This is a genomic window from Achromobacter sp. NFACC18-2 (genome assembly GCF_900108985.1).
Lineage (GTDB): Bacteria > Pseudomonadota > Gammaproteobacteria > Burkholderiales > Burkholderiaceae_B > Achromobacter.
Genome location: NZ_FNYM01000005.1, coordinates 199,812 through 224,790 on the forward strand (window position 1 = coordinate 199,812; position 24,979 = coordinate 224,790).

31 protein-coding genes are annotated in these 24,979 nt (G+C 60.4%); 25 read left to right on the forward strand and 6 right to left on the reverse strand.

Annotation, left to right across the window (positions count from 1 at the left end):
- Window positions 1-675: 675 nt before the first annotated feature.
- Window positions 676-1,284 carry a hypothetical protein gene (locus BMW75_RS09700; protein WP_054470939.1) on the reverse strand — a complete coding sequence of 203 codons (609 nt, stop codon included), beginning with the start codon at window positions 1,282-1,284 and terminating at the stop codon, window positions 676-678.
- Window positions 1,285-1,808: 524 nt separating this feature from the next.
- Entirely contained in the window at window positions 1,809-2,693 is an 885-nt protein-coding gene (locus tag BMW75_RS09710; RefSeq protein ID WP_054470941.1) for a hypothetical protein, read from the reverse strand.
- Window positions 2,694-3,147: 454 nt separating this feature from the next.
- Here BMW75_RS09710 and BMW75_RS09715 point away from each other — a divergent pair, with 454 nt between their 5' ends.
- The 19 genes from BMW75_RS09715 (at window position 3,148) to BMW75_RS09805 (ending at window position 17,122) form a co-directional block, all read left to right on the forward strand.
- Entirely contained in the window at window positions 3,148-3,663 is a 516-nt protein-coding gene (locus tag BMW75_RS09715; protein WP_054470942.1) for a hypothetical protein, read from the forward strand.
- 1,540 nt (window positions 3,664-5,203) lie between these two features.
- Complete coding sequence (locus tag BMW75_RS09720) at window positions 5,204-7,735, forward strand: UvrD-helicase domain-containing protein (protein WP_092578874.1); 2,532 nt, start codon at window positions 5,204-5,206, stop codon at window positions 7,733-7,735.
- A gap of 380 nt (window positions 7,736-8,115) precedes the next feature.
- Window positions 8,116-8,439 carry a hypothetical protein gene (locus BMW75_RS09730; RefSeq protein WP_054470945.1) on the forward strand — a complete coding sequence of 108 codons (324 nt, stop codon included), beginning with the start codon at window positions 8,116-8,118 and terminating at the stop codon, window positions 8,437-8,439.
- Window positions 8,414-8,716 (forward strand): hypothetical protein, encoded by a 303-nt coding sequence (locus BMW75_RS29060; protein WP_139208511.1) that lies wholly within the window; start codon window positions 8,414-8,416, stop codon window positions 8,714-8,716. Before BMW75_RS09730 ends, BMW75_RS29060 begins: the two co-directional genes overlap by 26 nt.
- Window positions 8,717-8,876: 160 nt before the next feature.
- The gene (locus BMW75_RS09735) at window positions 8,877-9,920 is read left to right on the forward strand and encodes a hypothetical protein (protein ID WP_092578878.1); all 1,044 of its coding nucleotides are present in this window, start codon (window positions 8,877-8,879) and stop codon (window positions 9,918-9,920) included.
- A gap of 318 nt (window positions 9,921-10,238) precedes the next feature.
- Window positions 10,239-10,655, forward strand: coding sequence for a hypothetical protein (locus BMW75_RS09740; protein ID WP_054470947.1), 417 nt, complete (start codon window positions 10,239-10,241; stop codon window positions 10,653-10,655).
- Complete coding sequence (locus BMW75_RS09745; protein WP_092578880.1) at window positions 10,655-10,969, forward strand: hypothetical protein; 315 nt, start codon at window positions 10,655-10,657, stop codon at window positions 10,967-10,969. Before BMW75_RS09740 ends, BMW75_RS09745 begins: the two co-directional genes overlap by 1 nt.
- 2 nt (window positions 10,970-10,971) lie before the next feature.
- Window positions 10,972-11,199 carry a hypothetical protein gene (locus BMW75_RS09750; RefSeq protein WP_092578882.1) on the forward strand — a complete coding sequence of 76 codons (228 nt, stop codon included), beginning with the start codon at window positions 10,972-10,974 and terminating at the stop codon, window positions 11,197-11,199.
- 64 nt (window positions 11,200-11,263) lie between these two features.
- Window positions 11,264-11,731, forward strand: a complete 468-nt coding sequence (locus BMW75_RS09755; protein ID WP_092578884.1) for a hypothetical protein — start codon at window positions 11,264-11,266, stop codon at window positions 11,729-11,731.
- 10 nt (window positions 11,732-11,741) lie between these two features.
- The gene (locus tag BMW75_RS09760) at window positions 11,742-11,972 is read left to right on the forward strand and encodes a hypothetical protein (protein WP_054470951.1); all 231 of its coding nucleotides are present in this window, start codon (window positions 11,742-11,744) and stop codon (window positions 11,970-11,972) included.
- 10 nt (window positions 11,973-11,982) lie between these two features.
- Window positions 11,983-12,249 carry a hypothetical protein gene (locus tag BMW75_RS09765; RefSeq protein WP_092578886.1) on the forward strand — a complete coding sequence of 89 codons (267 nt, stop codon included), beginning with the start codon at window positions 11,983-11,985 and terminating at the stop codon, window positions 12,247-12,249.
- A 16-nt stretch (window positions 12,250-12,265) separates the two neighbouring features.
- A complete protein-coding gene (locus tag BMW75_RS09770) occupies window positions 12,266-12,730 on the forward strand; it encodes a hypothetical protein (RefSeq protein ID WP_092578888.1) in 465 nt (154 codons plus the stop codon).
- A gap of 98 nt (window positions 12,731-12,828) precedes the next feature.
- Window positions 12,829-13,476, forward strand: coding sequence for a hypothetical protein (locus BMW75_RS09775; RefSeq protein WP_092578890.1), 648 nt, complete (start codon window positions 12,829-12,831; stop codon window positions 13,474-13,476).
- Window positions 13,469-13,714: a hypothetical protein gene (locus tag BMW75_RS09780; RefSeq protein WP_139208512.1), complete on the forward strand. Its 246-nt coding sequence runs from the start codon at window positions 13,469-13,471 to the stop codon at window positions 13,712-13,714. The genes BMW75_RS09775 and BMW75_RS09780 overlap by 8 nt, the downstream gene beginning before the upstream one ends.
- A 157-nt stretch (window positions 13,715-13,871) precedes the next feature.
- Window positions 13,872-14,276 (forward strand): hypothetical protein, encoded by a 405-nt coding sequence (locus BMW75_RS09785; protein WP_092578894.1) that lies wholly within the window; start codon window positions 13,872-13,874, stop codon window positions 14,274-14,276.
- A gap of 10 nt (window positions 14,277-14,286) precedes the next feature.
- On the forward strand, window positions 14,287-15,204 hold the full coding sequence (locus BMW75_RS09790) for a DNA cytosine methyltransferase (RefSeq protein WP_076521750.1): 918 nt from the start codon (window positions 14,287-14,289) through the stop codon (window positions 15,202-15,204).
- A gap of 158 nt (window positions 15,205-15,362) precedes the next feature.
- The gene (locus tag BMW75_RS09795) at window positions 15,363-15,908 is read left to right on the forward strand and encodes a hypothetical protein (protein WP_092578896.1); all 546 of its coding nucleotides are present in this window, start codon (window positions 15,363-15,365) and stop codon (window positions 15,906-15,908) included.
- Entirely contained in the window at window positions 15,905-16,813 is a 909-nt protein-coding gene (locus tag BMW75_RS09800) for a recombination-associated protein RdgC (protein ID WP_092578898.1), read from the forward strand. The genes BMW75_RS09795 and BMW75_RS09800 overlap by 4 nt, the downstream gene beginning before the upstream one ends.
- A gap of 60 nt (window positions 16,814-16,873) precedes the next feature.
- Complete coding sequence (locus tag BMW75_RS09805; protein ID WP_054470959.1) at window positions 16,874-17,122, forward strand: helix-turn-helix domain-containing protein; 249 nt, start codon at window positions 16,874-16,876, stop codon at window positions 17,120-17,122.
- A gap of 53 nt (window positions 17,123-17,175) precedes the next feature.
- On the opposite strand, the gene BMW75_RS09810 is transcribed toward BMW75_RS09805, so the two are convergent.
- Complete coding sequence (locus BMW75_RS09810) at window positions 17,176-17,532, reverse strand: hypothetical protein (protein ID WP_092578900.1); 357 nt, start codon at window positions 17,530-17,532, stop codon at window positions 17,176-17,178.
- 166 nt (window positions 17,533-17,698) lie between these two features.
- Here BMW75_RS09810 and BMW75_RS09815 point away from each other — a divergent pair, with 166 nt between their 5' ends.
- From BMW75_RS09815 to BMW75_RS29855, 3 genes are all read left to right on the forward strand, one after another.
- The gene (locus tag BMW75_RS09815; protein ID WP_092578902.1) at window positions 17,699-18,136 is read left to right on the forward strand and encodes an antirestriction protein; all 438 of its coding nucleotides are present in this window, start codon (window positions 17,699-17,701) and stop codon (window positions 18,134-18,136) included.
- A gap of 152 nt (window positions 18,137-18,288) precedes the next feature.
- Window positions 18,289-18,633: a hypothetical protein gene (locus BMW75_RS09820; protein WP_054470961.1), complete on the forward strand. Its 345-nt coding sequence runs from the start codon at window positions 18,289-18,291 to the stop codon at window positions 18,631-18,633.
- Window position 18,634: 1 nt separating this feature from the next.
- Entirely contained in the window at window positions 18,635-18,763 is a 129-nt protein-coding gene (locus tag BMW75_RS29855; protein WP_255593432.1) for a hypothetical protein, read from the forward strand.
- A gap of 135 nt (window positions 18,764-18,898) precedes the next feature.
- On the opposite strand, the gene BMW75_RS09825 is transcribed toward BMW75_RS29855, so the two are convergent.
- On the reverse strand, window positions 18,899-19,525 hold the full coding sequence (locus BMW75_RS09825; RefSeq protein WP_092578904.1) for a hypothetical protein: 627 nt from the start codon (window positions 19,523-19,525) through the stop codon (window positions 18,899-18,901).
- Window positions 19,526-19,597: 72 nt separating this feature from the next.
- Window positions 19,598-20,410: a SprT-like domain-containing protein gene (locus BMW75_RS09830; RefSeq protein WP_092579115.1), complete on the reverse strand. Its 813-nt coding sequence runs from the start codon at window positions 20,408-20,410 to the stop codon at window positions 19,598-19,600.
- 375 nt (window positions 20,411-20,785) lie between these two features.
- On the opposite strand from BMW75_RS09830, the gene BMW75_RS09835 reads away from it, so the two are divergent.
- A complete protein-coding gene (locus tag BMW75_RS09835) occupies window positions 20,786-21,808 on the forward strand; it encodes a ParB/RepB/Spo0J family partition protein (protein ID WP_092578906.1) in 1,023 nt (340 codons plus the stop codon).
- Window positions 21,809-21,885: 77 nt separating this feature from the next.
- Here BMW75_RS09835 and BMW75_RS29065 read toward each other — a convergent pair whose 3' ends face one another.
- A complete protein-coding gene (locus tag BMW75_RS29065; protein WP_139208513.1) occupies window positions 21,886-22,527 on the reverse strand; it encodes a hypothetical protein in 642 nt (213 codons plus the stop codon).
- A 194-nt stretch (window positions 22,528-22,721) separates the two neighbouring features.
- Between BMW75_RS29065 and BMW75_RS09845 the strand changes: the two genes are divergently transcribed.
- Together BMW75_RS09845 and BMW75_RS09850 are read left to right on the forward strand one after the other, a co-directional pair.
- Window positions 22,722-23,609: a hypothetical protein gene (locus BMW75_RS09845; RefSeq protein WP_092578910.1), complete on the forward strand. Its 888-nt coding sequence runs from the start codon at window positions 22,722-22,724 to the stop codon at window positions 23,607-23,609.
- Window positions 23,610-23,650: 41 nt separating this feature from the next.
- Window positions 23,651-24,886 (forward strand): DUF1513 domain-containing protein, encoded by a 1,236-nt coding sequence (locus tag BMW75_RS09850; RefSeq protein WP_175493134.1) that lies wholly within the window; start codon window positions 23,651-23,653, stop codon window positions 24,884-24,886.
- The last annotated feature ends 93 nt before the right edge of the window (window positions 24,887-24,979 follow it).

Consider the following 24,979-nt stretch of genomic DNA (forward strand, 5'->3'; position numbering starts at 1 on the left):
GCCGGTGGCCGATGTGCAGCTTCGTGGGGACGCTGCGCCTGTCGCGGGTGATCGTCAGAATGGTCAGTCCAGCGCCAGTCCCGTACAGACGCCGGCAGCGGTGCCGGTGGCCGATGGGCAGCTTCGTGGGGACGCTGCGCCCATCGCGGGTGATCGTCAGAATGGTCCGTCCAGCGCCAGTCCCGTACAGACGCCGGTAGCGGCGCCGGTGTTCGATGGGCAGCTTCGTGGTGACGCTGCGCCTATCGCGGGTGATCGTCCGACTGCTCCAGCCAGCGCCACTCCCATTCAGACGACGGCAATGGGACCATCGTCGGCCTCCGAAGGGGGGGGAAGCCAAGTGCCCATGGCACGTAATCTCACCGCCGGAACAGAAATCGTTGGTGGGCTGGGCGCTGGCGCGGCCGCTGCGGCGCCTCGATCGTTCGAAAGAAGCGAGGTTGTCTGGTCCTCTGATCCGCAGGATGCCGAAGGTAGCTCGCCCAGTAGACAGGATGCGCCTGGAGGCCGGCTGTTTGACGGTCAGCAAGGTCGTAATGTTCGGCCCAAACGCGACTGACTCACCGCGGCAAGCATGCCCCGCAAACTGCGGGGCTTTTTTTTGCCTCCGTTGCGTTCACTTCGAGAGCGTGGGTAAAAAAAAACCGACATCCAGGGGATGTCGGTATGTGCTGCTTATTGCCTCATGCGTTTAGCAAGATCCTCTTGAAATGCCTTTCGGCTGTCTTGCGCGTCGCTTCGAAACTGACCAGTCTTGGCTGCGATATCTTTGTCGCGGCCAAGCGCGGTGGTGACGAGAATGACAAGAAAAACTGCGACAAGCACGAGTCCTACTACCATGCCAAACTTCTTTTGCAAGGTATCGACCTTCGTGTTCGCGGTCTCTGCATGTAACCGCTGTGCATCAGCGTGCAGCCTTTGGGTCTCCGCGGCGATGCGCGGAACTTCTGCTACAAGACGAGATGCGTCTGCGCGGTGCTTCTGGCCTTCCTCGACCAGTTTGTTCGCCTCGGCGGTGTACTTCTTAGCAAGGGACGACCTGGCTTCGTCGACGAGGTCTTCTCGGGCGCGGGCCCGAGCGAGTGCGCTCTCGTCATCCTCCGGTTCTTTTGACGCCCGCGTTGATGCACGCGCCTTGCCGCCAAACGCAGACTCCGCGCCCACTTCAGTCACTGAACCGTGATGGAATCCCTCGGCTTCGGACGAAGCGAAGGATCCGTCCAAGGCAAACTCCCGCTGGGGGTCGATCTCTCGCTCTATGCTCACGTCCTTTGTCGCGCTCATTGGGCTCTCCTGTATTGTCGAATGTTACATCGGCGATATCCTAGTGGTCCTATGTGATCGGCATCTGAAGGTGGCAGCGGGGTTACAGTTGTTGGTGTGCCCAGCGGCCAGCAAGGTCTACAATCGGTGAAAATTCTGTTAGGAGGCCCATGTGGCTACCGTGCTGAAGTACGTCGTGCGGAACGGTGCGACGTCGGAGGGTGTCGCGCGCGAGGTGCACCGATTGGTGGCTGACCTTGAAAGCCGGCACGCGACTGTATCGGTCGTCCCCCTTCCGAACAGTGACCTGGGAACTGGCGAAGTAGGCTACCTCATCATTGGAGCAGGGGATGCCGCAGCTCGTGCGCCTGAGTCTGATCGAGCGGAGGGGCTTCTTCCTCCTGACTTGCGTCACATGACGGGCGACAAGCTCGTTGACGACCTTATCGCTGCCGATATTTTCAGGTAAGTTTGCTCGTAGTTCCTTTGTGGTCCGGTACGGACAAAAAAATGCCTACTGACAAGTGTCAGTAGGCATTTGCCATTTAGGCGAGCTGATATACGCCGAGGGAGACGCGGACGAAAAACCGTTCGTCCTGGAGAACTTGGCGCACCTTCGCCTTCCAGTGGACATTCTCGCGGGACATCGCATAGGGCTCCATGGCCGCGTAGATCTGATCCAGTGGGACGGGCGAGCGACCGTGGAGCGCGCGCCGGACCGCGGATCGCCACGTCGCAGCAACGATGTTGTCGACCCGTCGTTGAATGCGGACGAGCATACTGAACGCACGGCCGCCGGCTTTCCTAAACACCAACAGTTTTTCGTGGCCGATCCGCACGAAGGAATTCGCGTAGTGTTTTCGGTCGCTGCTGCATTGGTGCTGGAGCTTAATGATCTCGTCCACTAGCCGGCCTGGTGCGATGCGTTCAACGAGCGAGGATAGGTTGTAGTAGCGTCCCTCTCGCCGTAGATTTCCCATCAGCACGCCGTAGTGTCCATTTGGAGCGCATGCGTCGTGGATGTTCATCAACGATACCGCCAGGGCTTCGGTGAAATCCGGCAAAGTCATTCGGCTCATATCGCTCGGGTGTGGCACATTCCCCCACTGCGAGCCGCTGTAGTGGATCATGTCCCAGTACGGAGGATGCCACCACACTGCTGCCGCATCTTCGCCCAGAAAGGCGCGGAAGTCGTCCCGGAGCAGATCAAAGCCTTGATGCAGGTCGGTGCCCTTGAAGCGCACGCGCAACTCGGCAGCCACGTGCGCGCTCGTGCCGCTGCCGATGCTCGGATCGGCAAACAGTCCGTCCAGCCTTGGAAGGTAAGTTTCAACGAAATCCTTGATGACGTGTCCTGAGCAGTTTCCGCGATAACGGCTATTGCCGTAGCTTCCTCTGTCCGGATAAGAGCAAACGGACGTTTTGAACATGAGTGATACCTCGACAAAATGGGTTGGGTTGGAATCCGATCCCAGCCAAGTCGAAGACATCTCGCGGTGGAGCGTCTGAGTTCCCTAGAGCTCCGCTCTCGGGGCGCCAAGCGCAGTGGCCCGAGAGCGGGAGTTTCGGGCGTAATCATGGCGTCGTTGACCCCGGGGGGGGACCCCGTCCCGCCGGTGAAGCAGGAGGGGGTGACACCCCTTTGGCGGTGTTGACCGTCGGGTTCTGCTGAGGCCGAGTCATAAGGTGACGATCACATTGGCCAATGGTCATTAGTCATACTGCAATGGGAATTTCCTGCGGCAAATTCGCGGCCGGAATTTCGGGTCCGGGGGTTCCCAACACCCCGGTGAGGATGGCTAAATATTGCTTGGGAAAGGCCCTAGTACGGGAACGAGGGGGTCACAGTTTGCTTAACCTAGTAGGGACCCGAGGGTCCGTCAGATGAATACGTACCGAACAGCCGCCGACAACGCTGCGCAGCGGGTCGAAGACATGAGACAAGTGATCGTCCGCATAGATGATGCCCTGCGCAGGCTGGACCAACTGCTGGACGCCTTGCAGCCGGCGTTGCCCGGGAAGCTTCGCGTCGAATGGCGACTCGTGGGTGTCAGGGGGGAGGGCGAGGATAGAAGGACGTTGACGCCCCAGGTTGTTAAATGGCTGCGCAAGAACAACGAGAGCGTTTGGTGGTCGGTCGCGTTGCGGAAAGGGACTGCTTCCCGAAGCCGGCGCCGGTCCAAGGACTTCGAGGCCAATTCAGAAGCGGTGTCCAAGGTATGTCAGGAGGTCGATCGATTGCTCGACAAGCGCGCGAGGATAGGAACATTGTTGCAACGCTTCTCCTCTGGGGTTGGCGGGTTGTTGCCAGCCACATTGCATTGGCTCGACGAAATGGAGTCCATGCTGGATAAGATCCAGCGTCCCGCAGCAAATCCCCAGTCAAAGGGCGAGGTCTGAGGCGATGCCAACGGTGCATCAGTAGCCGGTCGGGCCTGCCCTCGTCGTGCTGGTCAACGGCGCCTGAGTTCTCTCCAGCTTTCACCACTTCAAATCCCCTAGCAAATTCCCTGGCAAATGCCCGCCTCTGCGAGGCGGTCAAAGGGCCTTGGCTCTTATGGGCGATTCTTCAGTGGTCTCTGCCGCGGAGAGCATGCGCACGTACGTATGCCTGGCTACGCTGACTCCCAACTACGCGACGTCCATACACACAGCGCAGGCATTCTCTACCCATATGCTGATCGCTAGAGCTACCCATACCCCCACACAAAGGCACCACTCAGCGGCGCAGCGCTTTGATGGGGGTAGGCAGGTGCAGGCGGACACCGCTGCTTGGCCACAGCCTACTGTCACGGCTCTACTGGCCTAGCCAAGGGCCTTGGCTTCCCCTTCAGCTTGGCGGCCCTATACGTTATGCTGTGCCAGCAGTCATCTGGCTATCCACCATTGATCACTGTCGTCTGTTAACGGCTTTCAGGCGGCTAGGCGTCACAGTGGCATCCCAGGGCATGCGTCCCGCTGCACGTGGGATACGCTGTTGCTGGATTGGATCGTGCCTCGGCAGTGGCGATACCTTCCGCCCCTTGCTTCTCTCCCGTCTTCCCTAGAAGTTCCCATTTTGGATTGCACATTCCAAAAGCTGGTTCTTGCCTGCTCGTCTTGGCCTCATAGGGATAATAGGTTATACCTACCCCGGGCCAACCTACCTCATTGTGCAAATGCGCTTCTTGGCGTCCTGTAGTCAGGTTTCCCTTGCCCGGCAAGGGGAAAAGATTTCTCTCGGCCCTGGACCTGCTTTTTTTGCCCGGTGCTCCCTGTTTTGCACTTGCGCGGGTTGGCGACAATTGTTTGTGCATCGAAATCGATTTAAGGCGTCGTCGGGGAAGGGGGTATGCAACCCCTTGGGCGTGCGCGGAACGCCCCACCAGGCTTGCGATATCCGCTTTGGCGGGCGTTTGAGCGGAGGGGGCTCGGGGTTTGGCGGTCCACCAGCATCACGGGCAGGTCGACGGCGCGAAGCGGCGTTGACACTGGCGTAGCCAGTCAAGATATGGGATTGGGATTGGTAATGGGATTGGGAGCTTTGCCTCGGGTTCGAGCTCGGATTTCAGCAAAAACCCGGATTGAACCTGCCGCTATCCCAGGACAAACCGGCTGGGTTTTTGCTGGGTTTTTGATCGGGTATTTGGAGCGGGAAGAGGCATGGATGAGGGCGCTTGATTGGCCTCTGGCGCATTCGTGAAAGCCGCTGGGATAGTTTTCGAAACCCACTGGGTTTTTTACGCAAGGCTGGAGGAGGTAGTGATTGGAATGCGGGAAGCCGGTGTTCCTGCGGGTTTGGAGTAGGTATCCAGACGGATACCCGGGTGAAACCCAAACAAAACCCACCGGGTTTTTTACGAGGGGGCGCGCGTAGCGCCTGAAGGATCGGACGTGGGCGAGGCGGCCCATTTGGACATCAAAACAACCCAGCAATAACCCGCCGGGTTTACAGGAGGCAATGTTGATTTGGTTGGAACTCAGCGCAGCTGCGCTTGCCCTTGTGGCTATTTGCGCCGGGGGCGCGTACTTCTGGAAGGATCGCACCCGGAAAGAGCCTCAGCGGGTCGAAAAGCGAACTGCGCCGCGAGCGCAACCTTTGGCGGGGAGTTTGGGAGGGGAGCGGGGCGCACAGTCGCCTACGCCGATCGTCGCTCCTGTGGTGCCTCCTCCTCCTCCTCCGCCACCCCCGAGCTTGTTGGCAGCCGAAAGGCAGCGCGAAATACGGGCTGAACTCAGTCACCGACTCGAACGAGCAGGCCGAGCCCTCCCCTCGGATGAGCAATGGAAGATGATCCTTACGCCATCGACATGCGTGCGCGTGGCGGCCGGGGCTGGCTCTGGGAAGTCGACGACGCTTGCGCTACGCGTCATCGTGCTTCGCTATTACCTGGGGGCGGCCTGGGACGAGATCACGGTCGTCACGTTCACGAACAAGTCGCGAGACGATTTCATCAAAAAGCTGCTTTCTAATGCCCAGCTTTTCGAGCCAACCATCAGCAAGCGGCTGATCGAAGCGAGGGTACGCACCTTTCACTCGCTCGCGTTCCGCCAGGCGCGGGCGGCAGGCCTGAACGTCAACACCGCGGACCGGATACCGAAAAAATCCCCTGTCAAAGACCCGCACATGCTGGACGGCGCCGGCGAACCGGGGGCGCCTACTGATGATGAGGACTCGCCAGATACGCCGTTCGCGCCCATCGCCAAGCTCGATGAATTGCCGGTTTTGCCCGAGATTTTGCGTGAGGTGGGCGGCAAGTTGCTGGATGCTGACCCGGCCTTCAAACAGGCGGTCATCGGGCTTGAAAGGGCCTTTCTGTTCGCACAGCCCAGAGCCGGGGAGGCTGAAAAGCGGGTGCCGCGTGTCAAGCTCAACCAAGCGCGCGATGAGGCCCGGACGCAAGAAATTTACGAACTATGGTGCGAGAAATACCGCTCCGAGCTCGATGCAAGCGGAATTGCGTTCAAGGTCGAACCGTTTTACTTGGGTAGAAACCCAGCATATGCCCGAGCAAATCCGGCCATAGGCCCCTGGTACTCCAACGCGACTGTGCCCAGCCTGGCGGCCCCAGGCCAGCCGGCCCCGCTCGTAATTCTCGGGATACCACGAGAAGTGGCTGAGCTTAAGCCGCCCCGACGATTCTCAACCGGGGGCGACACGATGGCCATGGCCGTGACTTCCGCTTTTAAGGTTGGATATCTGCAAGATATCCCGGCGACGATGCCCATAATCTGGATCTCAGAGCCCGCTCAGCTGGCGCACCTTGCCGAGCAAGTCCGATACTCCTTAGGAGCGTTCCACGGCTTCCCACAGTTTCAGGTGCAGCTTGAAGGGGAGTTCCAACCTCGCTGGGTGTTGGAGGCATTCTGGGCAGAGGCTCAGTTCATTCAATGCCTCGGGCTCGATGTCGCAAAGACCTGCGTCAAAATTGCGCCCGCGCTCAAAGGCGTGGACAGGCTGTTCGTGGACGGGCTGGCCCGTTTCTGGCCCGCGTTTACGGAGGAAGTTCATGCGAACGGCATGACGACGACGGGCGAGGTGTTTGCGCAGCTTGGGGGCGCCGCAGGCATGGCGCGGCTGCCAGCGGACGCCTTGCGTAACTCCCGTCATCTTTTGATCGACGAGTTTCAGGACATCTCCTTGAATTTCGTGAAGTGGATCCGCGCTCTCCGCGATCGACAGCTGGCGACCGACCGGAGTTCGAATCCGAAGCTGCCCAGCTCGTTTATGGTCGTGGGCGATGACTACCAATCGATTTATGGCTGGCGTGGAGCGTCGCCCAACTTCTTCATCGACTTCGCAAAGTACTTCTCGCCAGGGTTCGAGCCGAGCCAGCTTGTCTTGTTGGCGAACTATCGTTCATCCTCTGAAATCGTTCAGACTGCCGAGATGATGCTTGAGCGCGTTGCTTACAAACTTCGCAAGCCGCCGGCGGTCGCCAAAGGCCCGGCCAAAGACTTTGGCATGCCCGTGAGCATGACAAAGGTCGACGACGCCGCGGATTATCGCGCTCTCGCTGGGCTGGGTGCGGACGGTATGGTGATGGCGAGAACGAACACAGTCCTCGATGAAGTCAAGCCCCGCACCCCACGTTGCCAGTACCTCACCATTCATGGCGCCAAGGGCCTGGAGGCCGAGCATGCCGCGATACTGGGCGACGTTTCCGCTCCTGCTCCGCATCCCATTCGCACCCAGTTGTACAAGCTGGCGGGATTGGGTGATTACGATCAATCGCAGCGAGACGAAGCGCGTAGGCTGGTCTACGTTGCGATCACGCGTGCCATGCACACGGTGAACTGGGCGGTCGCTAATCCGCGCCAGGGCAGCCTGTTTGAGGAGCTCGACGGGCTCCTTCAAGCCCGTTCCAAAGCCCCGATCAAATCCTCTGCTTCAAACCCCGGGCAAACGCTCGATCAAGCGAGTGCTAGCCTGGCGCAGGCTCGCGCCCATCTCGAACGAGCGGGCGTCAATACTGGAAATGGAGGGCATTGATGAGCGCGACGACAGCACAGGAGACGGAAGGCTTCGTGCGCATCAAGTACCAGCGCACAGCTGCGGTGGCCGCAGGGGGCGGCAGCGGTGGCACCAGGCCAAGCTTTGTGTCCATGGACAAACTGCTTTTTGACGTTCTTGTCCGCTTAGTTGGCACCGAGGCCGCGGCGAGAGCGAAGATCAAGGCCTGGGCAAAAGAAGAGTCTGGTCGATTCGCGCCGGGGGGCGCTTCGGTGTCCAGGATGGTCCAGCAGAGGGTATATGCCCTCATGCTCACGCGTCTCCCCGCGCGAGGGGCGTAGTTACAAGCGCTGGCGGACAATGGCCATGAGGATCCTCATAATAGGCAATAGTTGCCTATATATAGCGAGGGTGTTTTCATGGCCAATATCAGGTATTTCTACGACCACGGCGCAGATACTGTCGCGTTGCAAGGACGCGGAATGTTCGGCATGCCCAATGCCGAGTTCGCTGCCAAGTTTCCGGGCGTCAAGGGAATCCGTTATGACGGCTTTTCGATGCGGGTTGCATATGCCGTCGCCGGGGGCGGTGACCCGCTGCCGGTAACCCGCATGATCGAATACAAGGCTTTCCCGTCGCGCCATGAGTGCGATGCGCGGTGCATGACCGCCCGAGGAAAGGTCATGCGCTGCGAGTGCTCATGCGGTGGGAAGAATCATGGCAAAGGCATGTTCTCTCGATGACGCGCGGGTGGAGGCGCTGCGCGTGCGCCGCCACATTCTCAGTACGGGCACCCAGCTGGCCTACATCGTGCAATGCGCCGGGCGCTCGTATGCATTCGACGTGACCGATGAATGCGTCTGCCGACCGCGTGAAGTGTCGCCTCCCTATGCCACCCGGTTCGCGCGGGACATGGCGAAGGCGATCGCGGCTCGTATGAACGACGGACGAATCCATCGCGGCATTGCCGTCAACGCAGTGCAAGCGCTGGATGCATTCCTATCCCGGCCTAGTGCATAGCGGCGGGCCAATTCACAGCGCAAACCGACATGCGCTTTGCGCTATGCACATTGCCCAAGCGCAGCGAAACAAACGAGTATCCAGGTAGGCAACCATTGCCTATATCATTTCACTGTACCGGCGTGCTACGCCGAACAGATGCAACTCACCTGGAGGTCATATGTCGCAATTGGGTTTTGATCTTGGTGCTGCCGAAGAAGTCTTTCGCGCAGCCGCTCCCGGAACGTGGCTGGGGGAAGTTCTGCCCCTGGAAGACGCGATTGTCCGGCTGGAGCAGGTCCTCGCGCAGGGGTTCGATGACATTCCTCAGGCGGTCCGCGCAATGTACGCAGAAGGGGTGGAGGGCCTGCTAAGCGAGCTTCGCCGCGAAGACGCTGTGTTCGGCCTCCTGTGCCGTGATCGCTCGCCCGCAATTCCCCTGGACGCGGCAGAAGATGCGATAGCCACCTTCGAAGAGCATTGTCGCGCGGTGATGGCGCAGCCGGGAGCGCACCCCCGCCAGTGCGCGAAAAGCCGCTTTGCAAGGCACTACAGCACCACGGCGTTGCATTGCGACGGATTCGGCAGCCTTGTGCTGACCCGCTGGGGCGAGACTCGCCATGAACTGGTGTTCCACATGGGACGCTCTTTGGTCTTCCTTGATAGCTACCGCGACCACCTGCAACGCCACAAAGTGCCCATGCAGATATGGGCCCCCGCGTATAGCGCGGACAAGATCGCCTACAGCCCTAAGGGGCCGGCGGGCGTGGCGACCTTCAATTACGGCGGGCGAGGGTACGTCAACGACGGGATGTTCCACTGCGGGGAATACAGCGAATGCGAGGGATGGTCCTTCGTGCCGCTGTCGCAATGGCAAGGCGAGACCTTCACCTATGAGGAGCAATGCCGTGCCTGGGATTCTGGGGCGCTGGAGCGGGGAGACCGGCGGGGCCTTGTCGTCAGCGTAAGGGGCGTCAAATGCGTTCTCGACGGAGCTTTGGTCTTCTTTGACGACACCGGCTCCTACAGCCTAGCGCGTGCTATCGCCGAGAGCGCATCCGACGAGGACGACGGTGAGGACTATCCGGACGACGATGAAGAGGGCGACTTCGACGAGGAGGAAGAGGATTCTCCGCGCCAAGGGGAGGATGCCACGCGCGAGGATTGCGCAGCGCCGCGCAAGGAAGAAGAGCAAAACTCTGATCTCTTGCTCTGCTTGACGTGATGGCGCGGGGGCTGAGGTGCCCACGACCGAGCCTGCCGCCGTCGACCCCTTTTCCTCTTGCCCGGTGGGTACGTGTGCGCCCTAACGTGCCCACGAGCAAATTCGCCCCATGGTCGCCACGGGTACGGCACCGCGCAAAAGGAAAGGCAGCGGCCAGCTGCGACCGCGTGCCGGGGTAAGTAACACTTTGCGGTCATGGTAGGCAATAGATGCCTATATAATGTTTGAGAGGTTTAAATAAACCATCGTCAAATGTTAATTTTTCGGCGGGTTGCCTGTAGGTCGCCCGCTGGCATCCCGCCCACAGGAGCATCCGCCATGATCCTTATCTCGACACTTCGCAAGATGCGAAACAAGCCCGTGTTTGTGGTGACCGTCCCGGCGCATACCCGCCAGGTCGGCAGCCTCCCGCCGGTCAATGTTGCAAAGGTCCGCGATGGTTTCGCTACGAAGAGCCAAGCCGATAAGTTCGCTTCGGATAACGACCCGCGCCAGTGGGGGGCGGCTGAGTTTCCGGTGGTCGCGCGCATGCCGGCTCATGAATACGCTGCCAGCTGCGGCTTGCCGCTCCCGGGAACCGCCATGGGCGGCGGCTTGGACGCCGCGCTGGCCGAGCTGATCGAGCGTGTGGCAAGCGGGGAAGAGTTTCCGGACGCATGCGGTCGTGCCGCGTCCCGGTTCGCTGTTTGCTACGACGCGCTGCGCGCAGCCTACGACGAACGAGAGGAAGCCTGATGGACCGGAACGCAGAAGTCCAGAAGATGGCGTCGCAGTTTGGCCTCGATGCGAACGCCCTTCATCACCTTGTGGCTTTCCTCCGCGCAAGTCACGCTCGCCATAGGGAAAGCGGAGAGATCCCGGACGCGATGAGCGCTGCGGAGCAAGAGGCGTACATCCGTGCGGGCGTGGTCGCGTGGCGAGATCACACCAGCGCGCTTCTAGAGGAGCTGCGCGACGGCCAGAGCGATCGCGCCAAGGCTTTCCGCGCCGAGCTCGTCGTCGGGGTCTATGACTCCATTCGCAGCAACATCCGAAATCCGCAGGGCTGACTATGAACTCAGACAAAGCCGAAGGCCGCGCCGTCGCGGCGCGCAAGAAGGCGGCCTTAGTCGCTGCCAAGAAGCTCGATGCGGCGGCGGATGCGGTCAGTGCTTTCGCGCTGGCGTGCGCGATGTGCGCCGATGCGTCCTCCCCCCGTGGAGACGACGACGGCCGTCGTCTGCTCGCGCAGAACATGCGCGAGTACGCGGGCCACCTGAGTAGCGTTTACGACAAATAGCACGGCCTTCGGGCGCCAAGGTGTTTGTGATCGCTTCTAGCGGTATAGGCAGAAAGGAAAAATCATGGTGATTGAAAAAGGCAGTAACGGTCGCTGGTTCGTCGATGGGGAGCCGGTAGTGGTACAGACCACCCGTTATCCAGACGGACTGATGTACCAAAGTGCGAACATCCCGGACGAGGATGTAGAGGCGCTCATCAAAATGCATACCTTCGTGGGCGTCCAAAATCAGCATGGCGAGCGCGTGGAGCTTTCGTTTGACATGGACGGCTGGTCATTGTTGGTAGAGGACGAAGGTGAGCAGCAGGACGATGGAGGGAGCAGGATCGAGACCGAGGACCGTATAGGCGGCACCTACCGCGAGGACGTGCCCGGCGGGATGTTCGGCGACCGTCTCAATCGCGATCGCCGGTATTGGCTGGCATGGGCGACAGTGTCCCGGGAAACTCAAGGCGATTGTCTGCCTGGAATCATGGACGACTTCGGCTCGCTCGTGCCCGTCCCGTCGCCTCGTCGTCAAGCTCAGCTTTAAAGGAAAGGCCGTGTCTACCGCATACGAGCTTTTGATGTCCTGCCCCGACGACCAGATCACGCGAATGAAGTTGGTATGGAAGGCCGTCGCGGCCGGTGAATGGAAAGAAGCGGCTCATCATCTGCGCAATGCTGCCAGCGAAGGCGAGTCTTCCTGGCACGGCCATTGTGGCGAGTTGGCCGGACATTACGACCGCAAGGTTGCCATGCAAAGGGCCCCCGGCCTGGACAACCAGGCCTGACAGAGAAGGAATGACCATGGACGTAAAAGTTGGGCGCACCTACCGCGCAAAGCGGCCCGCCGAAAGTGGCGGACTGGTAAACGATCGCACGGTTCAGTGGATCGGATCCGTTGGGCAAGTGCAGTACGACGGGCCTGCCGTGCGGCGCGGCAGTCGATACCCCATCGTCAGCCGCGCGGCGTTCGAGGCGTGGGCCGATCGCGACGTCACCGATGAGTTGCCCTCCGGCGAGTATCAGGATTGGGCCGACTATCGCGCTTCCCAGCCTTCGGCTTAGCTCAGGAGCTTCATACATGAACAAGATCAAACCATATACCTGGATCGTCCGTTTTGATGTGGCCCCCGAATGGGTTGCGGACGGGTTCAACCTCACCGACGAACGAGCGCTCCTGTTGCTCGCTGGTGACCTGCGGCATGCCGACAGCAGCTTCGAGCTCGCAGCGCGCGTGCTGGCTGCGCCTGCCGCCCTGCGAATTGCACGCGAACAAGGCTATGGACCGAAGCACAACGGTGCAGGAAGGGCAGTGGCCGAGATTATGAGCGGTGCGCCTCACGCGTATTCGGATGTCCGTAAACGCTCTGATGTAACAGTGGACAACGCCATAAGCGCAGCTATCGATTTGCTCAATAGCGTTGCCTTTGTGCGTGATGAGAACGACAACACTGGGGCGATCCTTGCAAAGCTGCGGGACGCGCGGGCTCTCCTGCGCGGAGACGATCCGATCTCGGAAATCCAATGGCGTCCTGTGCAGGACTAGCCGCGTAAAGCTGGGATGCCGGAGAACTGGGGGCGCTTCGCCGCCTTTCGGAATCAACTCTTTGGGAGAGCGATTTGCAAACGAGTTTGGATAGTTCGATGTCTGCGCTTCGGCGGCGTCTGGCGCAGGCGGAACTGAAGCTGGCCATTGCAAAGAAGGAAGCGACACAAGCCCAGCGGAAAGAGGATCGAGCGAGCGAGGTGGTTCGTGCGTTGCAGGAAGAAATCGCGTGGGTGCAGCTGCGGCAATGGGGCAGTACGCCGGATCTGGCCGAGCTTATGCGGTCGGATGGAACAGGCGGCATGGTCTTCTACAAGGCACTCAGCGCCATCGCAGAGTCGTGGGGGCTACATGTCTTCGGGACTTGGAGTGACGCAAAACAACTCGTCCTTAGCTTCGGGCTGAACCGTGCACAGCACGGGGCCATTGAGCGCGTGGAACAGGCTATCAATTACTTCGCGCCCGCCATGAAGCGCATAAAGGGAGGGTGGGTGCGATTCTCGGTGAGCCACCCGCAGCCCGAGGCGTGCGCGTGGGAACTGCGTTATGCCCCGAAGAGCGGGCGTGCGCGGCTTGCCCGTCTCGTGTATGGAGCTGATGACAGCGTTCTGGATTTCGCTTCGCTACGTGGAGCGCTGGAGTACGTTGAACAGAACCTCTGGCTGGAGGACATCATCGATGCACCACCGACAGCTGCCCTGGAGTACGTCATAGCTGCGGAAGGGGATGGAGGGCGGCATGGGTGACCGCAAGTTGGGCCCGGTTCATTTCGCGGGGGCGCTCACCAATGGCTGGCTGCGCCACACCTGCCGGTTCAAGGTCGTCGACCTTGGTCCGGGTGGCACCCCGAGCCGCGAAGTGGTCTACAGGGCCGATTTTCTTGAACAGGCTCAGGAGGCGTATATCGCGGCTTGCGAGGCGGCGGGGATTGTGCATGGCACCTTGCGCATCTTCCGGTGTGCTGATTGGGCCGCATACGCGTAAACGATTTCGGTACACAGTGCTCGCGATGACCCTATTGCCGCGCAATGCCTGTTACAGGCTATGGTCTTGATAGGCAATCGTTGCCTATATAATTCCAGGGTGATTTAAATAAAGGCACGAAGAATGTAAAGTCTGTGCCGCGACCCTGGAGAGAGTAATGCTTGAATCCGCAACGACCATCCCTGCTTGCCTAGATTCCCTGCTGAACGTGCAGCGCCAATGGGTGAACGATCAACTCTGCAATAACGACGTTTCGAGCGACGAGGAGATGTCGCAGTTCTTGCAGGCCGAGGTGGGCTTGAACACCGACCAAGTGAAGTCTGTCATGGCCTATCGCGACAGTGCCTTGGCGGACCCCTTTTTTCAGCTGTTTCCGTTCGAGAAGGTGACCGAGTTCGCGGGTTGTGCGGCGCGAATTGGCGAGCCGGATTCCAAGGGACTCTTTCGGGTGGAGGTCGGTCATCGCATCTGGGTCGACGCGGCCGCTGAGGATGCTGAGCGCGCCCGCGAAGTGGTCCAGGCTGCGGGCTATGCCGTGCGTTCCGTGCGTGTCGCTGTTTGAGGTGACGATCATGGAGACCGCGATCGATTGCTTCGCAGGAATGGGCGGAAACACGGAGGGGGCGCGGATGGCTGGCATCAAGGTCACGTGGTGCGCCAACCACTGGCGTTCCGCTGTGGATACTCATGCAGCCAATCACCCGGACGCAGCGCATATCTGCCAGGACGTTCACCAGGCCGACTGGACCAAGGCTCCGGCGCACGACCTTTTCATGGCCTCGCCCGCGTGCACGGGGCACACACCTGCACGGGGTAAGGATAAGCCACATCACGACGCGGCGCGAGCCACAGCATGGGCAGTAGTGTCGGCCGTCGAATGCCATCGGCCGCCTTTCGTTCTGGTGGAGAACGTGCCGGCCTTCGCACAATGGGCTCTGTATCCTGCATGGTGCGCCGCTATGGCCGCACTGGGCTATACGCTGTCACCGATGATTTGGGACGCCGCGGACTGCGGTGTGCCGCAGCATCGAAAGCGCCTTTTGATCGTGGGGACGCGCAGCCGACATCCCATCCAGCTGGACTCCCCGAAACGCGAGCATCGTGCGATCGGTGAAGTGATCGACTTCGCGGCGGGAAACTGGTCACTCGTGCAGCGTCCTGGCCGGTCAGAAAAGACTCTCGACCGAGTTCGTAACGCGAGACGCGCTTTTGGCGAGCGATTCGTGATGCCCTACTACGGTTCCGGGTCGGGATTGACCGGGCGCGCGCTCGATCGCCCCTTGGGCACCGTTACCACCCGCGCACGTTGGGCGGTCGTGGACGGGGACAGGATGCGCATGCTCACGATTGCCGAGAACAGAGCGGCTATGGGCTTCAGGAAGGATTACATCCTTCCAGCGAATCAAGCGGTGGCCTTGCACATGCTGGGCAATGCGAACCCGCCGCCGATGGCGTTCGAAGCGATATCCGCGCTGCGGAGGGCTGCCTGAGCAAATACACGGGGGGCGCTGGTCGAAGGCTGGCCTCCCTGGTCTGAGCCGCTTCAGTGGCCGGGACAACCCTTTCTTTGCCGGGTCTCGCCTGTTTGAGGGGCCGCGTGCGCCATCCCCGGCGAAACCTGCTGTTTTATGTGCGTGGAGGAAAAAGCGTGAAACTCACCAAAGCAAGTTGGACCTCCTTCGATTTCATTCATGCGGTGGAGTTGATTGGCGTAGGCCAATCGCAGGTTCTGACGTCGACAAAGCGCTTGTCCCGCATCGAGGGCTTCGCTCTGATGTGGAGTTTGCGGTTGATATATGGCGATTGCGATGCGGCGTCGATCGGACGGCTGCGAGGGGCGCTTCACGTGTCGCTCGACCATTGCATGCGCGAGGTTGAAGCGCGTCGTTTCCGCTTCGTTGCGCGATCGACATACGACCATTTGTCGGAGCTGTTGGTGGCGTGGAAGCGCTCGGGAGTGGAGTCAATGTACGTGGCATACCGGGAGCACGACAGGCCTGGGCGCATGCTTGGATGGATGGCGAGGGTGGCAGAACTCCATGGCGTCGGAGTCTGTGCGGCTCAATCGCGACAGCGCAGCCGCGCCTCCGGCCGGGTATGGGGGCGCGGGCAATCGCTCTTCTGGTATGTCGGCGCAGTTTGGCGCGATACGAGGTCGACTCAGCATGCATCGCAGCCCGGACGCGTTCGATGAGCCGCACGTTCTTCAAAAATGCCCATCTCTACCGAGCGCAGGAAGACATTGCCAGCTCGTCCGAAGCGTTGGAGGAGCAGCTCGGTCGCTTGGCTTTCGCGATGCCGGAGAGCGGGCGAGAAGGGCGGGGTTGGCTTCCCGCCGGTGTGGGCAACACATGCGTGCGTGAGGTGGGACCCCATTGGCTTATTCGTATGAGAACGGCCAGGCGTCTCCTGCCTGCTGCCGTAGTGAGGCAGCGTGTAAAGGAGGTCGCAGCATTGATCGAGCACCGCCAGGGCTACAAGCCAGGCCGGAGGCAGCTGAAAGACATCAAGGATCGTGTGCTGGAGGAGCTCCTGCCGAAGGCGTTCCTTCAGATGCGGGATACCGATGTGTGGATTGATCGTGACAATGGCTGGATAGTCGTCGATACCGCTTCATCGAAGCGCGCGGATGAGGTGTTGTCGCTACTCAGCAAGACTGTCGACCCGTTTTCGGTCGAGCCGTTGCAAGTGCAGACCGCGCCCGGCCGCGTAATGACGCAGTGGGTTCTTGACGGCGAGGCATCCGAGGGATTCTCGATTGACCAGGACGCAGAGCTGCGATCGCGGGGACGTGGCCATGGCGCCATTCGCTGGGTGCGGCATTCGATTGAGACCGTCGACGCTAGACGACACATCGAGCAGGGCAAGCAATGCACCCGGCTCGCGCTGACGTGGGCCGATAAAATCTCGTTCACGTTGACCGAGGATCTGACCCTGCGCCGCCTGCGGTTCTTGGACGTACTTCAAAAGGACCTGCCCAGTGACGTGCGGGATGAGGAGGAGACGTTCGACACGAGCTTTGCTCTAATGGCGGGCGAGTTGGCCGGATTGCTCGCGGCATTGATGGCTTGCTTGGGCGGCTGCGACATAGAAGACTGAAGGCAGAGCGGGCGGCAAGCATTTGCCCATCCCGGCCTGTGATATTGCGAGGAAAAGTGTATGAAGCAAGCTAACGATGCCGTGCTGGTGTCACCCCCGAACTTGGAGCGGCACAATCCGGATCCCAACTATTTGCGGCAATTGTTGGACGAGGCGGGCCTGAGCCAACAGGAGGCAGCGCGACGGCTCGGGGTGTCTGTGCGGATGATGCGCTACTACTTGGCCGAGGACGACGGAAAGCCGGCACCCTATCTGGTGCAATTTGGACTCGAAGCGCTCGCAGCGGCAGGCCGAAAATCACAATCCTAATCGCGGGCCGGAAGAACTCGATATGCCTGCAACCCGACACCGCTGGATGGGTGTCAGGCGCGGTCCGGCCGCTGGTCCAAATCTCTGACCGGGTAGTACCTCGTGAACGGCTTGTCCCGGTCTTTCCACTGCTCATCAAGTCGGGCCTGTACGCACGGTTCCCGCAGTAACGCTGATTTGTGCTCCATCAGCAGCAGCGAGCCCGGCATCACTTCCATCTGATCGCCGTTGCGCACTGCCTCTAGCCACTTCTCCTGGCAGTATTCATAAACCCGGAAGGCCTCCAGGAGCTGGGCGTGAAGCCGCGCAATCTCCCAACAATACGCCCGTGCGGCTTCTGTCGGAGCGCTATCGAAGAAGGCCCGGAGTTGGGCGAACGTCAGAGGGGGCGGGTATTTGTCGGGGGGCATACTATGATCTCCATTACTGTATAAATATACAGTGCATCCGGAACGCTCGCGTCGAGGCGTTTGTTAGGGGGCGGATTAGCCATGGGCGGCGGCTCCACCCCTGAATGCAGACCACATCCCTTCATTCGGCAAACCGGCATTCCGCCGGACCTTTTGGAGAGAGAGCATGAATGCAGCAGTTGAAGAAGGTACGGACGTCATCCAGGCGACCAAGGTGTCTGGGGAACGTCGACTATCGATCCTACCCAAGTACTTTGGGCCTGGCCTCCGGTACCTCATGATCGGCGAGGCGCAGGTGTACAACCACATGGAAACGCTGTGCAGCGAATACCGCGGCGGCTATTGGGAGTTTTTCGAGCTGTCGAATGGGGGCTTCTTCATGGTGCCCTCCATGCAGAAGGAGCGCGTTCGCGTCGTGCAGGCGATGAACGGCTATAGCGGCGAGGTATCGGTGGAGGCGGCGGGCATCATTGCGTGCCTTTTTGGCTTCTACGCGCTTGCGTGCCAAAGCCAACAGGAAAACCATCTCGACCTGTACATGGCCCTGCGAGATTTCGCGTGCGGCCATGCTGAGGCACGCGAGATCCTCCAGGCGATTGACTAACCCCAACCCGGTTCCACTCTGGAACCGGGTTTTTTATTGCCGAGCGCCAGCCACCGGGGCATGAAGACGACCTGGGGCTACTGAGAGAGATTCCGGCACCGGACGGGCCTCGTGCTAGCGCCGGCTGTTACTATCTGTATCTAGGAGGGGTGATGCTTATTGCGTTTTTGATTCTCAGCCCCCTGGCCCTAATGTGGCTAGTGGCGGAGTTCTACCACCCGCCCACGCGGGAGATGTTCGGCAACCTGAAAAGGAACCTGTTTGGTCCTCTTTGGCGCTCGTTGACCTACCCCGTAGGCAAGCAAAGAGAGGCCTTCGGCCAGTTCTTTGTGGGTGTTGCGATCGCCAGTTGTGTCGGTGCCGCTACTGTGGCGTTTGAAACAAACTGGGGTGCGGCAACATGGGTGTTGTACGTGAAGTTGGTTGGGCTGTCCCTTGGGATGGTGCTATCATTGGCTCTGGCCAGTTTGTTCTACGGCACGAAGCAAGGAGACTGATATGGACCTCGGAACCGCTGTAATGCTTGGCGTCCTCGCCGTCGTTGTTGGTTTCGGCCTGTTCGTCGCCAACAACGTCGTGAAGACTGACCGTGAGAAACAGCGCGAGTCGGGTCACCATCCAGCGTGACACGTCGCCCGGAAAACCCTCGATTCGTTCGAGGGTTTTTTTTTGCCCTCGACCGATAGGGGCGCGGCCAGTACTCCACGAAGGCAGGCCTGCGGGGCAGGCGTGAATGCGCGGGCGAGCCGGTGAGGACGCCGCTCAATTGTCGTAGCCGTGCGAAGCGAGCACCTGGGCCATGTTTGAGCCTTCCCAGGAACCGGGCCGGCTCCGGACCATGCCGAGGTCTTCCGCAAGCATTGCCAGCGCACCTGCAACGGTTAGTAGGCCATGCGTGCAGGCTTGCTCGATCTTGACTTGGCGCGAGCCATTGAGCTGGCCCAACAACTGACGGATGTTGGTGTGAAGCTCTCGCGAGAGTCGCACGTCCACGATAACGGTGTCGGCGTCGGCGGTGGCTGGCTCCGGCTCCAACGCGAGAGCGTCCAGCTCGATGGCACGCTTGCGGTCTCGGTACAGTTTTTCGATTTCGTCCCGGGAGATGGCGATGGACACTGCATTAGGCTTTACGCCCGGACGGGGGGCGCCGTCGTCGCCGAAAAAGTGCTCATAGGGCATGTCTTTGCCCGTTTTGTAGAACACCTCAACCTGCGGCACGAAGCCGTACGCATCGCTTGCCAGATCAGGATCTTCAACTATTTGCTTATCGCTCGCGTCGATGAAGCCCGGCAGGGTCAAATCCACCGTCGCGTCTGGATCGCAATCGTTGAGGATGGCTTGAAGTTCGCGGACGGTGAACTGCTTAGGGGTGGTGGGTTCGGTGCTCATGAGAGAGTCCTCTGGGAGGTCTACTGTTGAATGTCAGTAAGGCGCTTTGAGTGATGGGATTGGCGTTATGTGCTATGGGCATTGCGTAATTGCACCGCACTCCTCGAAGGGGGCGTTGCGACACATCGGGATACCGCACCTAAGCTTTAGATTGGGCTTCCCCCAAACCTGGGTGAGGCAAGTCGCGCATCGGTATTTGACGCGGTTGGACCGGTTGACCGCCTCGCCAGTCGGCAGCGCCAGCACAGATTCGGCCCGGCCCAGTCCAAGGTATGCCGTAGAAGCGGGCGCTGGCGCTGGCGTCAGAGCATCTGGAGCGGCTGGCGGTGCGGCCGTGATAGGCATGGGGGCGACGGGCAGCCGCTCAGCAGGAAAGCGGTCGAGCCAGGAAAGCGTGAATTCGCGGGTGAGCAGCGAGTCGCATGCCAAGTCGAAAACGCCGCCAGGCTCGATGTAGTGATCCATCTGCTGTCCCGTTTTGCGGCCGCCGGGCTTGCCCGTATCGGAGGGGATGAGTCCGATGGATTCCATCTTGTCCGCCCATTCCTTGTTGTGGTATCCGCGGCGGCTGAAGCTGCCGAAATGGCGCTGCCACTGGTGGACTTGTTCGTGGACCAGGGTGGAGAGGGTGTTCTTGATGGTCTGGCTTGCGAAGTACGCTGGGTTCAATGCGATTTCATCGACCATGTCGCCCGTGCCGCGTCGTACGAATCGGCCTTTCGAGAAGTAGCCATAGGTGCCTTTGCGCCGTTGCAGCGTAATCAGGCACGGCGGAAGCTGCGCGTCGAACATGGCCCGGTTGAAGTGTTCGAACGCTACGTACAGTTCGCCGTACGCCTCAGCGGTTGGGCCATCCGCGGACGGCTCGAAGAATGCGGTTGGCATGGTCATGTCGCAAAATTTGGCGTTCTCGCCCCTTACGGAGAAAATTTAGCTATGCTTTAATTCCACTCGATGCATCGCTCGTTGTGCATCGTCAACGACTCTCTCCAAGTCGCCTCACTCGACGAGACTGACGCCCCGGCCGCCCCACGGTTCGGGGCGTTTTTTATTGGTCATACCGCTTCAATCGGGCGCGCGGATACATCTTCTGGTATCGGTAATATTAATTGATACTTTACGCCAAATAAAGCATCAATTTATAATTGCCCAAAAGTAGCTTTGCTCGCCTTTAGGGCGCATCGCCAACCCATCCGCAGCGGGCCCATCAGTTATGGAGGCTGTCTGCATCAGCGCCTCACGTAGGCCAAGGAGAACGCCATGAATGACCAAGTGCTCGATGACCAACTTCCGCCGACGACCGTCGAGCGCGAACTCGTGCGGGGCAATGTGAAAGCGAGCATGGACGCCGCGGGCGCGAAGAGCTCGGACCTCTGGAACGTGCCGTATGAGCAGATCCGCCTGATTCCTGGATGGCAGCCCCGCATCAACAACGAAAAATGGCGGAAGCGGGTCGCCTACATCGGTGGCCTGATCCTCGCCAACGGCTATGCGCCGGACAAGCCCGTCCAGGGCTATGTCGCGCGCGAAGGTGGCCTGGACGTGCTCTACCTGACCGAGGGGCATACCCGATATCATGCGACCGGATGGGCGCGGGAGCACGGAGCGAAGATCGAGCGTATTCCCATGATCGTGCTGCCCAAGGGCACGACCATGGTTGACCTCACCGTGGCTCAAGCTAATGCCCAAGAGGGCACGCCGCTCGCACCCTATGAGCTGGGCATTTTGATGAAGCGGATGATCGGATATCAGGTGTCGGTATCCGAAATTGCCCGTCGTTTTGGCTACAGCGAGCAGTACGTCAATGATTTGCTCTCGCTGATGGGCGCCCCGAGCCGAATCCGACAGATGGTGATCGAGGACAAGGTGTCGGCCGCCGTGGCGGTCCAGTTCCTCAAGTCACACGGCGACAAAGCGGAGGAGCGCCTCCTGGAGGGGCTCAAGATCGCGGATTCCATGGGTCAAACGAGGGTGACCCGCAAGGTTCTTTCGACCGGGCCCAAGGTCCCTCCGCGATACGTGCCGAACCTCTACGACGCAATGACGAAGGTCGCGCCGTATCTTCAAGGGTTCCTGCCGGGCGAGACCGCCGAAATTCCGGGTTTGGAAGATGAAGCCGACCTGGTCACGGTGAAAATCAGCAAATCGGCGCTGGAGGCATTCCGCGAGACGCACTTGCAAGTCACGGAAGCCATGGAGAAGCGTTCGCGCAAACAGCCGACTGCGGGGGCGGAGAACGCCGGCGACGTTGGCACTCAAGGGGAGCAACAATCGCTAGCGTGACCGTATAGGCAATGTCCGCCGTAGGGAGGGGCGCGGGGCGGCCCCGACTGCTCCTCCTACAGCGGTTCGCGCGGGTCTCAAAGTTCCTGGACTACGGGCTCGCGGTCGGACTTGCCTTGCTTTGTCTTTGCCGGGTGGACAGGCGCGACGCCTGCCTCCGCCATCAGGAGTTTGCGCTCCATCGTGCATCCCCACTCGTATAGCTCCACCACCAAGAGACGTTGAGCGAGCGGGAGCGAATCCCAATACTGCTTGGACGGGGGCGCGTATCCCACCCATTTCGGGTCGGCCTGTAGTTTCTGGGCGGTGAGCCACAGCTGCTCATCCAACCCGATCTGACACCGCAGTTCTGAATGCTCGATGTCGCCGGCGAGCACGCGCAGCCAGAACTGAGGGATGCCAAGCCAAGCTGCCAGCCAGGCGCCCCGTTCCTTATCGCGGACGAGAGAAAGGGTCGCCCGCTGGCCGGTGAGAATCGCAGTCAGAGCGCCTTGTGTGAGGCCCAGTCGACTCGCCAGGGTGGTGAGATTCAGTTCGCAGCGCGGATCTGCAAGCTTTTCGCGGATCCGCTGTACGAGAGGTACCCCTGGCCAATGGTCCGGTCCCGTGGACCGGGGAGGATCGTCGGCGGAAGAGCGCCGGGGGCGGCCACGCTGCGGCCTTTTGGTGCCAGACGAGGCGGGTAGTTCGAATTGGGCATTTTGGTCCTTGCGTGCCATGCGCAGTCTCCGATCGATGAAATAAATATCATCAGGGCTAATTGACACGCATTGTGCATCAGTCAAGCGTCTAAACCAAATTTTTGGCCCCTAAAAGTGGTTTTTGTTCGTTCCTCATTGTATGAAATAAAAACAGCGCGTATCGTGGCACCGCGCAATGTTTAACTTGGAACCGAGCAAAGAAAGGAGCCCACATGCTTTCTGCCGAAGCCGCAGTATCTCCGCGCTCGTTCGCGTACACGAACGGGATGATGAACGCCGTCTGGCTGGTCGGAGAGCTTTTCTCCGTCGACCGTGAGGCGGGCCGGTGCGAGATCCTGATCTCCAACAAGAGCCCGCACTATCGCGTCTCGTTCGAGTTCGACGTGACCAAGGGCGTGGGTCTGCCGAAGTACTTCAAGCCCGGCGACGTGATTGCCGTCACAGCGCTGGTACGCTCCGACCTCATCGATGGCGAATACAGCCTCACCTTGAAGGCGCTGCACTTCCAAGCACCGAGCGTTCGCGACCTGCGTGGGGATGACTTGCGCGACTATGCGAAGCGCATGAACGGCGCCATCCTCAACGCGGCCGGTGCCGAACCCGGACGACAGGACGCCTTCACATACAAAATCGATCGCGCCCAGCGTAAGCGATCGAACGTCATCCGGCTGGCGGGCTTCGTGCACGCGATGGAATTCGAACGAGGCGAGCCCCATCCGGAAACCCAGGAGCCCACCGGCGACAAGCTCGTGCTGCTGCTGCGGCAATTCGAAAATGCTGATAAGTGCATTCCGATACGCATCTATGGCCGTCAAGCGGGGCCGTTCTATACGGCCATTCGTAAAGCCAAGCGCAACGGGCCCTTGGCCATCCACGCCATGGGTGAGCTGTACGTGAAGGTGAAGACCACGCCGGCGCCGGACGCAGACGCAGAGCCCGACGTGCGTCGCGTGCCCATCATCAAGGCGATCGGCGACATCGAGCGCCTTGACTTCGATTCCGGACTGATCGGTGAGCCCGGGCTATATCCCTGGCTCACGGAATACCTGCCGAGGGAACTCGTGTCGACGATGCCTGAAGCGCCCGAGCAACAAGCATGAGCGGCCGCGAGGGGCCCGCTCTCGCCGGCCGTCGACGCGCCATGAGCAAGATGCTCGGCGCTTCACTGGTCGCAGGTCTTCCTGCGTTCGGCAAAGCCAATGCGGCGCAAATTGCGCCCCGCGTCGCGGATGGACTGCCGGATGGTCGCATTTGTGTCCTTTCCTACAGTACCGCGCCGCTTCCGCCCGCCGCTGTCGGCGGCGCGAGCGGCGCGATTGCAGTCCTCGGTGTGAACGGGGAAGATCCTGTTTATGTTCCGTCCGACTCTCCGAACCTCCATGACCTGGTCGTGCCGGCGAGCAATTCCGAGGGCACCATTCTCGCGATCGGCCATGAGGCCCGGGAGTTGATCGAGATCTTCTCGAACGACTTCACGCGTCGGGAGTCGCGACGATACGCAGGGGTGACGTTCCGCGGCCATGGATTGGCCTACGGCGCGGGAGCGCTTATCGCCGCAGAATCCTCGACGTCCCCGATCGAGGGGGGGTGGTTGTTGTACGTGGACGCCACTGGGAAGGAAATCACGCGCGTTGCCACGGGCGGCATACGCCCGCATGACGTGGTCAACTGCGGCGATTGGATCGCCGTTGCCCACTATGGGAATCGACCGCAGGGGCCGAATGCCGGTTCGGCGAGTAGCGCATGCAATCTCCTGTTCGATGTGGCGTCGCCGAGCGTGGCGTTCCTCGACAAACGCACGTTGGCGGTCGAAAGCAACTGGGCGCTTCCCACGGACGGCGTAGCCACTCACCTTTGCCCCGATGGAGAGGGAGCGGTGCTGGTTATGCAGATGCAAGCTCAGCGGCTCTCATGCTTTCAGGCTGACCCAGTTACGCCCGCGCTGGCGCAGGTCCGTGACAGTGCCTCGCTCCTGCCGGTAGAACTCGAAAGCGGACTCTTCGAGTTGCCGTTGCCCGTGTGCCGCGTAGATCGCTTGAAGGGGGTGACGACCAAGTTCGACACCTCGGCAACAATGCAGCGACGTGGCCAAAGCTTTGCGAGGAGCGAGTCGCTGGGCCTTTCGGTCGCGACGTTCGCCGCATCGCAAACCTTGTGGATGAAGTGGGATGGCTGGGACAGGCCGGAGATCCGGTCATCCCTTCGCTTCGGCGTGCCGGATCCCCGGGGATGCGCATTCCTTGGGGGAGGCGCGTTGCTGGCGGTCAGCGGCAACGACAACAATGTTGCCATCATTGAGCCGAAGTCGGCCCGCCTATTGACCATTATTCCTGCGGTGCTGGGGCGGCATTCGCATATCCGCCACCTTGCCACTTAGTCCGCTACCAGCCACCGGTGGATGTCGTCTACCTACCGTTGATCGGATAAGCCAAGGGTCTTCCGCCCTGCCGATCTAGCGAAATCTGTCATT

What these genes read in the sequence shown, in the direction of transcription:
- BMW75_RS09700 (WP_054470939.1), bottom strand. Translation starts at nt 1,284, where the DNA reads ATGAGCGCGACAAAGGACGTGAGCATAGAGCGAGAGATCGACCCCCAG.
- BMW75_RS09710 (WP_054470941.1), bottom strand. Translation starts at nt 2,693, where the DNA reads ATGTTCAAAACGTCCGTTTGCTCTTATCCGGACAGAGGAAGCTACGGC.
- BMW75_RS09715 (WP_054470942.1), top strand. Translation starts at nt 3,148, where the DNA reads ATGAATACGTACCGAACAGCCGCCGACAACGCTGCGCAGCGGGTCGAA.
- BMW75_RS09720 (WP_092578874.1), top strand. Translation starts at nt 5,204, where the DNA reads ATGTTGATTTGGTTGGAACTCAGCGCAGCTGCGCTTGCCCTTGTGGCT.
- BMW75_RS09730 (WP_054470945.1), top strand. Translation starts at nt 8,116, where the DNA reads ATGGCCAATATCAGGTATTTCTACGACCACGGCGCAGATACTGTCGCG.
- BMW75_RS29060 (WP_139208511.1), top strand. Translation starts at nt 8,414, where the DNA reads ATGGCAAAGGCATGTTCTCTCGATGACGCGCGGGTGGAGGCGCTGCGC.
- BMW75_RS09735 (WP_092578878.1), top strand. Translation starts at nt 8,877, where the DNA reads ATGTCGCAATTGGGTTTTGATCTTGGTGCTGCCGAAGAAGTCTTTCGC.
- BMW75_RS09740 (WP_054470947.1), top strand. Translation starts at nt 10,239, where the DNA reads ATGATCCTTATCTCGACACTTCGCAAGATGCGAAACAAGCCCGTGTTT.
- BMW75_RS09745 (WP_092578880.1), top strand. Translation starts at nt 10,655, where the DNA reads ATGGACCGGAACGCAGAAGTCCAGAAGATGGCGTCGCAGTTTGGCCTC.
- BMW75_RS09750 (WP_092578882.1), top strand. Translation starts at nt 10,972, where the DNA reads ATGAACTCAGACAAAGCCGAAGGCCGCGCCGTCGCGGCGCGCAAGAAG.
- BMW75_RS09755 (WP_092578884.1), top strand. Translation starts at nt 11,264, where the DNA reads ATGGTGATTGAAAAAGGCAGTAACGGTCGCTGGTTCGTCGATGGGGAG.
- BMW75_RS09765 (WP_092578886.1), top strand. Translation starts at nt 11,983, where the DNA reads ATGACCATGGACGTAAAAGTTGGGCGCACCTACCGCGCAAAGCGGCCC.
- BMW75_RS09770 (WP_092578888.1), top strand. Translation starts at nt 12,266, where the DNA reads ATGAACAAGATCAAACCATATACCTGGATCGTCCGTTTTGATGTGGCC.
- BMW75_RS09775 (WP_092578890.1), top strand. Translation starts at nt 12,829, where the DNA reads ATGTCTGCGCTTCGGCGGCGTCTGGCGCAGGCGGAACTGAAGCTGGCC.
- BMW75_RS09780 (WP_139208512.1), top strand. Translation starts at nt 13,469, where the DNA reads ATGGGTGACCGCAAGTTGGGCCCGGTTCATTTCGCGGGGGCGCTCACC.
- BMW75_RS09785 (WP_092578894.1), top strand. Translation starts at nt 13,872, where the DNA reads ATGCTTGAATCCGCAACGACCATCCCTGCTTGCCTAGATTCCCTGCTG.
- BMW75_RS09790 (WP_076521750.1), top strand. Translation starts at nt 14,287, where the DNA reads ATGGAGACCGCGATCGATTGCTTCGCAGGAATGGGCGGAAACACGGAG.
- BMW75_RS09800 (WP_092578898.1), top strand. Translation starts at nt 15,905, where the DNA reads ATGAGCCGCACGTTCTTCAAAAATGCCCATCTCTACCGAGCGCAGGAA.
- BMW75_RS09805 (WP_054470959.1), top strand. Translation starts at nt 16,874, where the DNA reads ATGAAGCAAGCTAACGATGCCGTGCTGGTGTCACCCCCGAACTTGGAG.
- BMW75_RS09810 (WP_092578900.1), bottom strand. Translation starts at nt 17,532, where the DNA reads ATGCCCCCCGACAAATACCCGCCCCCTCTGACGTTCGCCCAACTCCGG.
- BMW75_RS09815 (WP_092578902.1), top strand. Translation starts at nt 17,699, where the DNA reads ATGAATGCAGCAGTTGAAGAAGGTACGGACGTCATCCAGGCGACCAAG.
- BMW75_RS09820 (WP_054470961.1), top strand. Translation starts at nt 18,289, where the DNA reads ATGCTTATTGCGTTTTTGATTCTCAGCCCCCTGGCCCTAATGTGGCTA.
- BMW75_RS29855 (WP_255593432.1), top strand. Translation starts at nt 18,635, where the DNA reads ATGGACCTCGGAACCGCTGTAATGCTTGGCGTCCTCGCCGTCGTTGTT.
- BMW75_RS09825 (WP_092578904.1), bottom strand. Translation starts at nt 19,525, where the DNA reads ATGAGCACCGAACCCACCACCCCTAAGCAGTTCACCGTCCGCGAACTT.
- BMW75_RS09830 (WP_092579115.1), bottom strand. Translation starts at nt 20,410, where the DNA reads ATGCCAACCGCATTCTTCGAGCCGTCCGCGGATGGCCCAACCGCTGAG.
- BMW75_RS09835 (WP_092578906.1), top strand. Translation starts at nt 20,786, where the DNA reads ATGAATGACCAAGTGCTCGATGACCAACTTCCGCCGACGACCGTCGAG.
- BMW75_RS29065 (WP_139208513.1), bottom strand. Translation starts at nt 22,527, where the DNA reads ATGGCACGCAAGGACCAAAATGCCCAATTCGAACTACCCGCCTCGTCT.
- BMW75_RS09845 (WP_092578910.1), top strand. Translation starts at nt 22,722, where the DNA reads ATGCTTTCTGCCGAAGCCGCAGTATCTCCGCGCTCGTTCGCGTACACG.
- BMW75_RS09850 (WP_175493134.1), top strand. Translation starts at nt 23,651, where the DNA reads ATGAGCAAGATGCTCGGCGCTTCACTGGTCGCAGGTCTTCCTGCGTTC.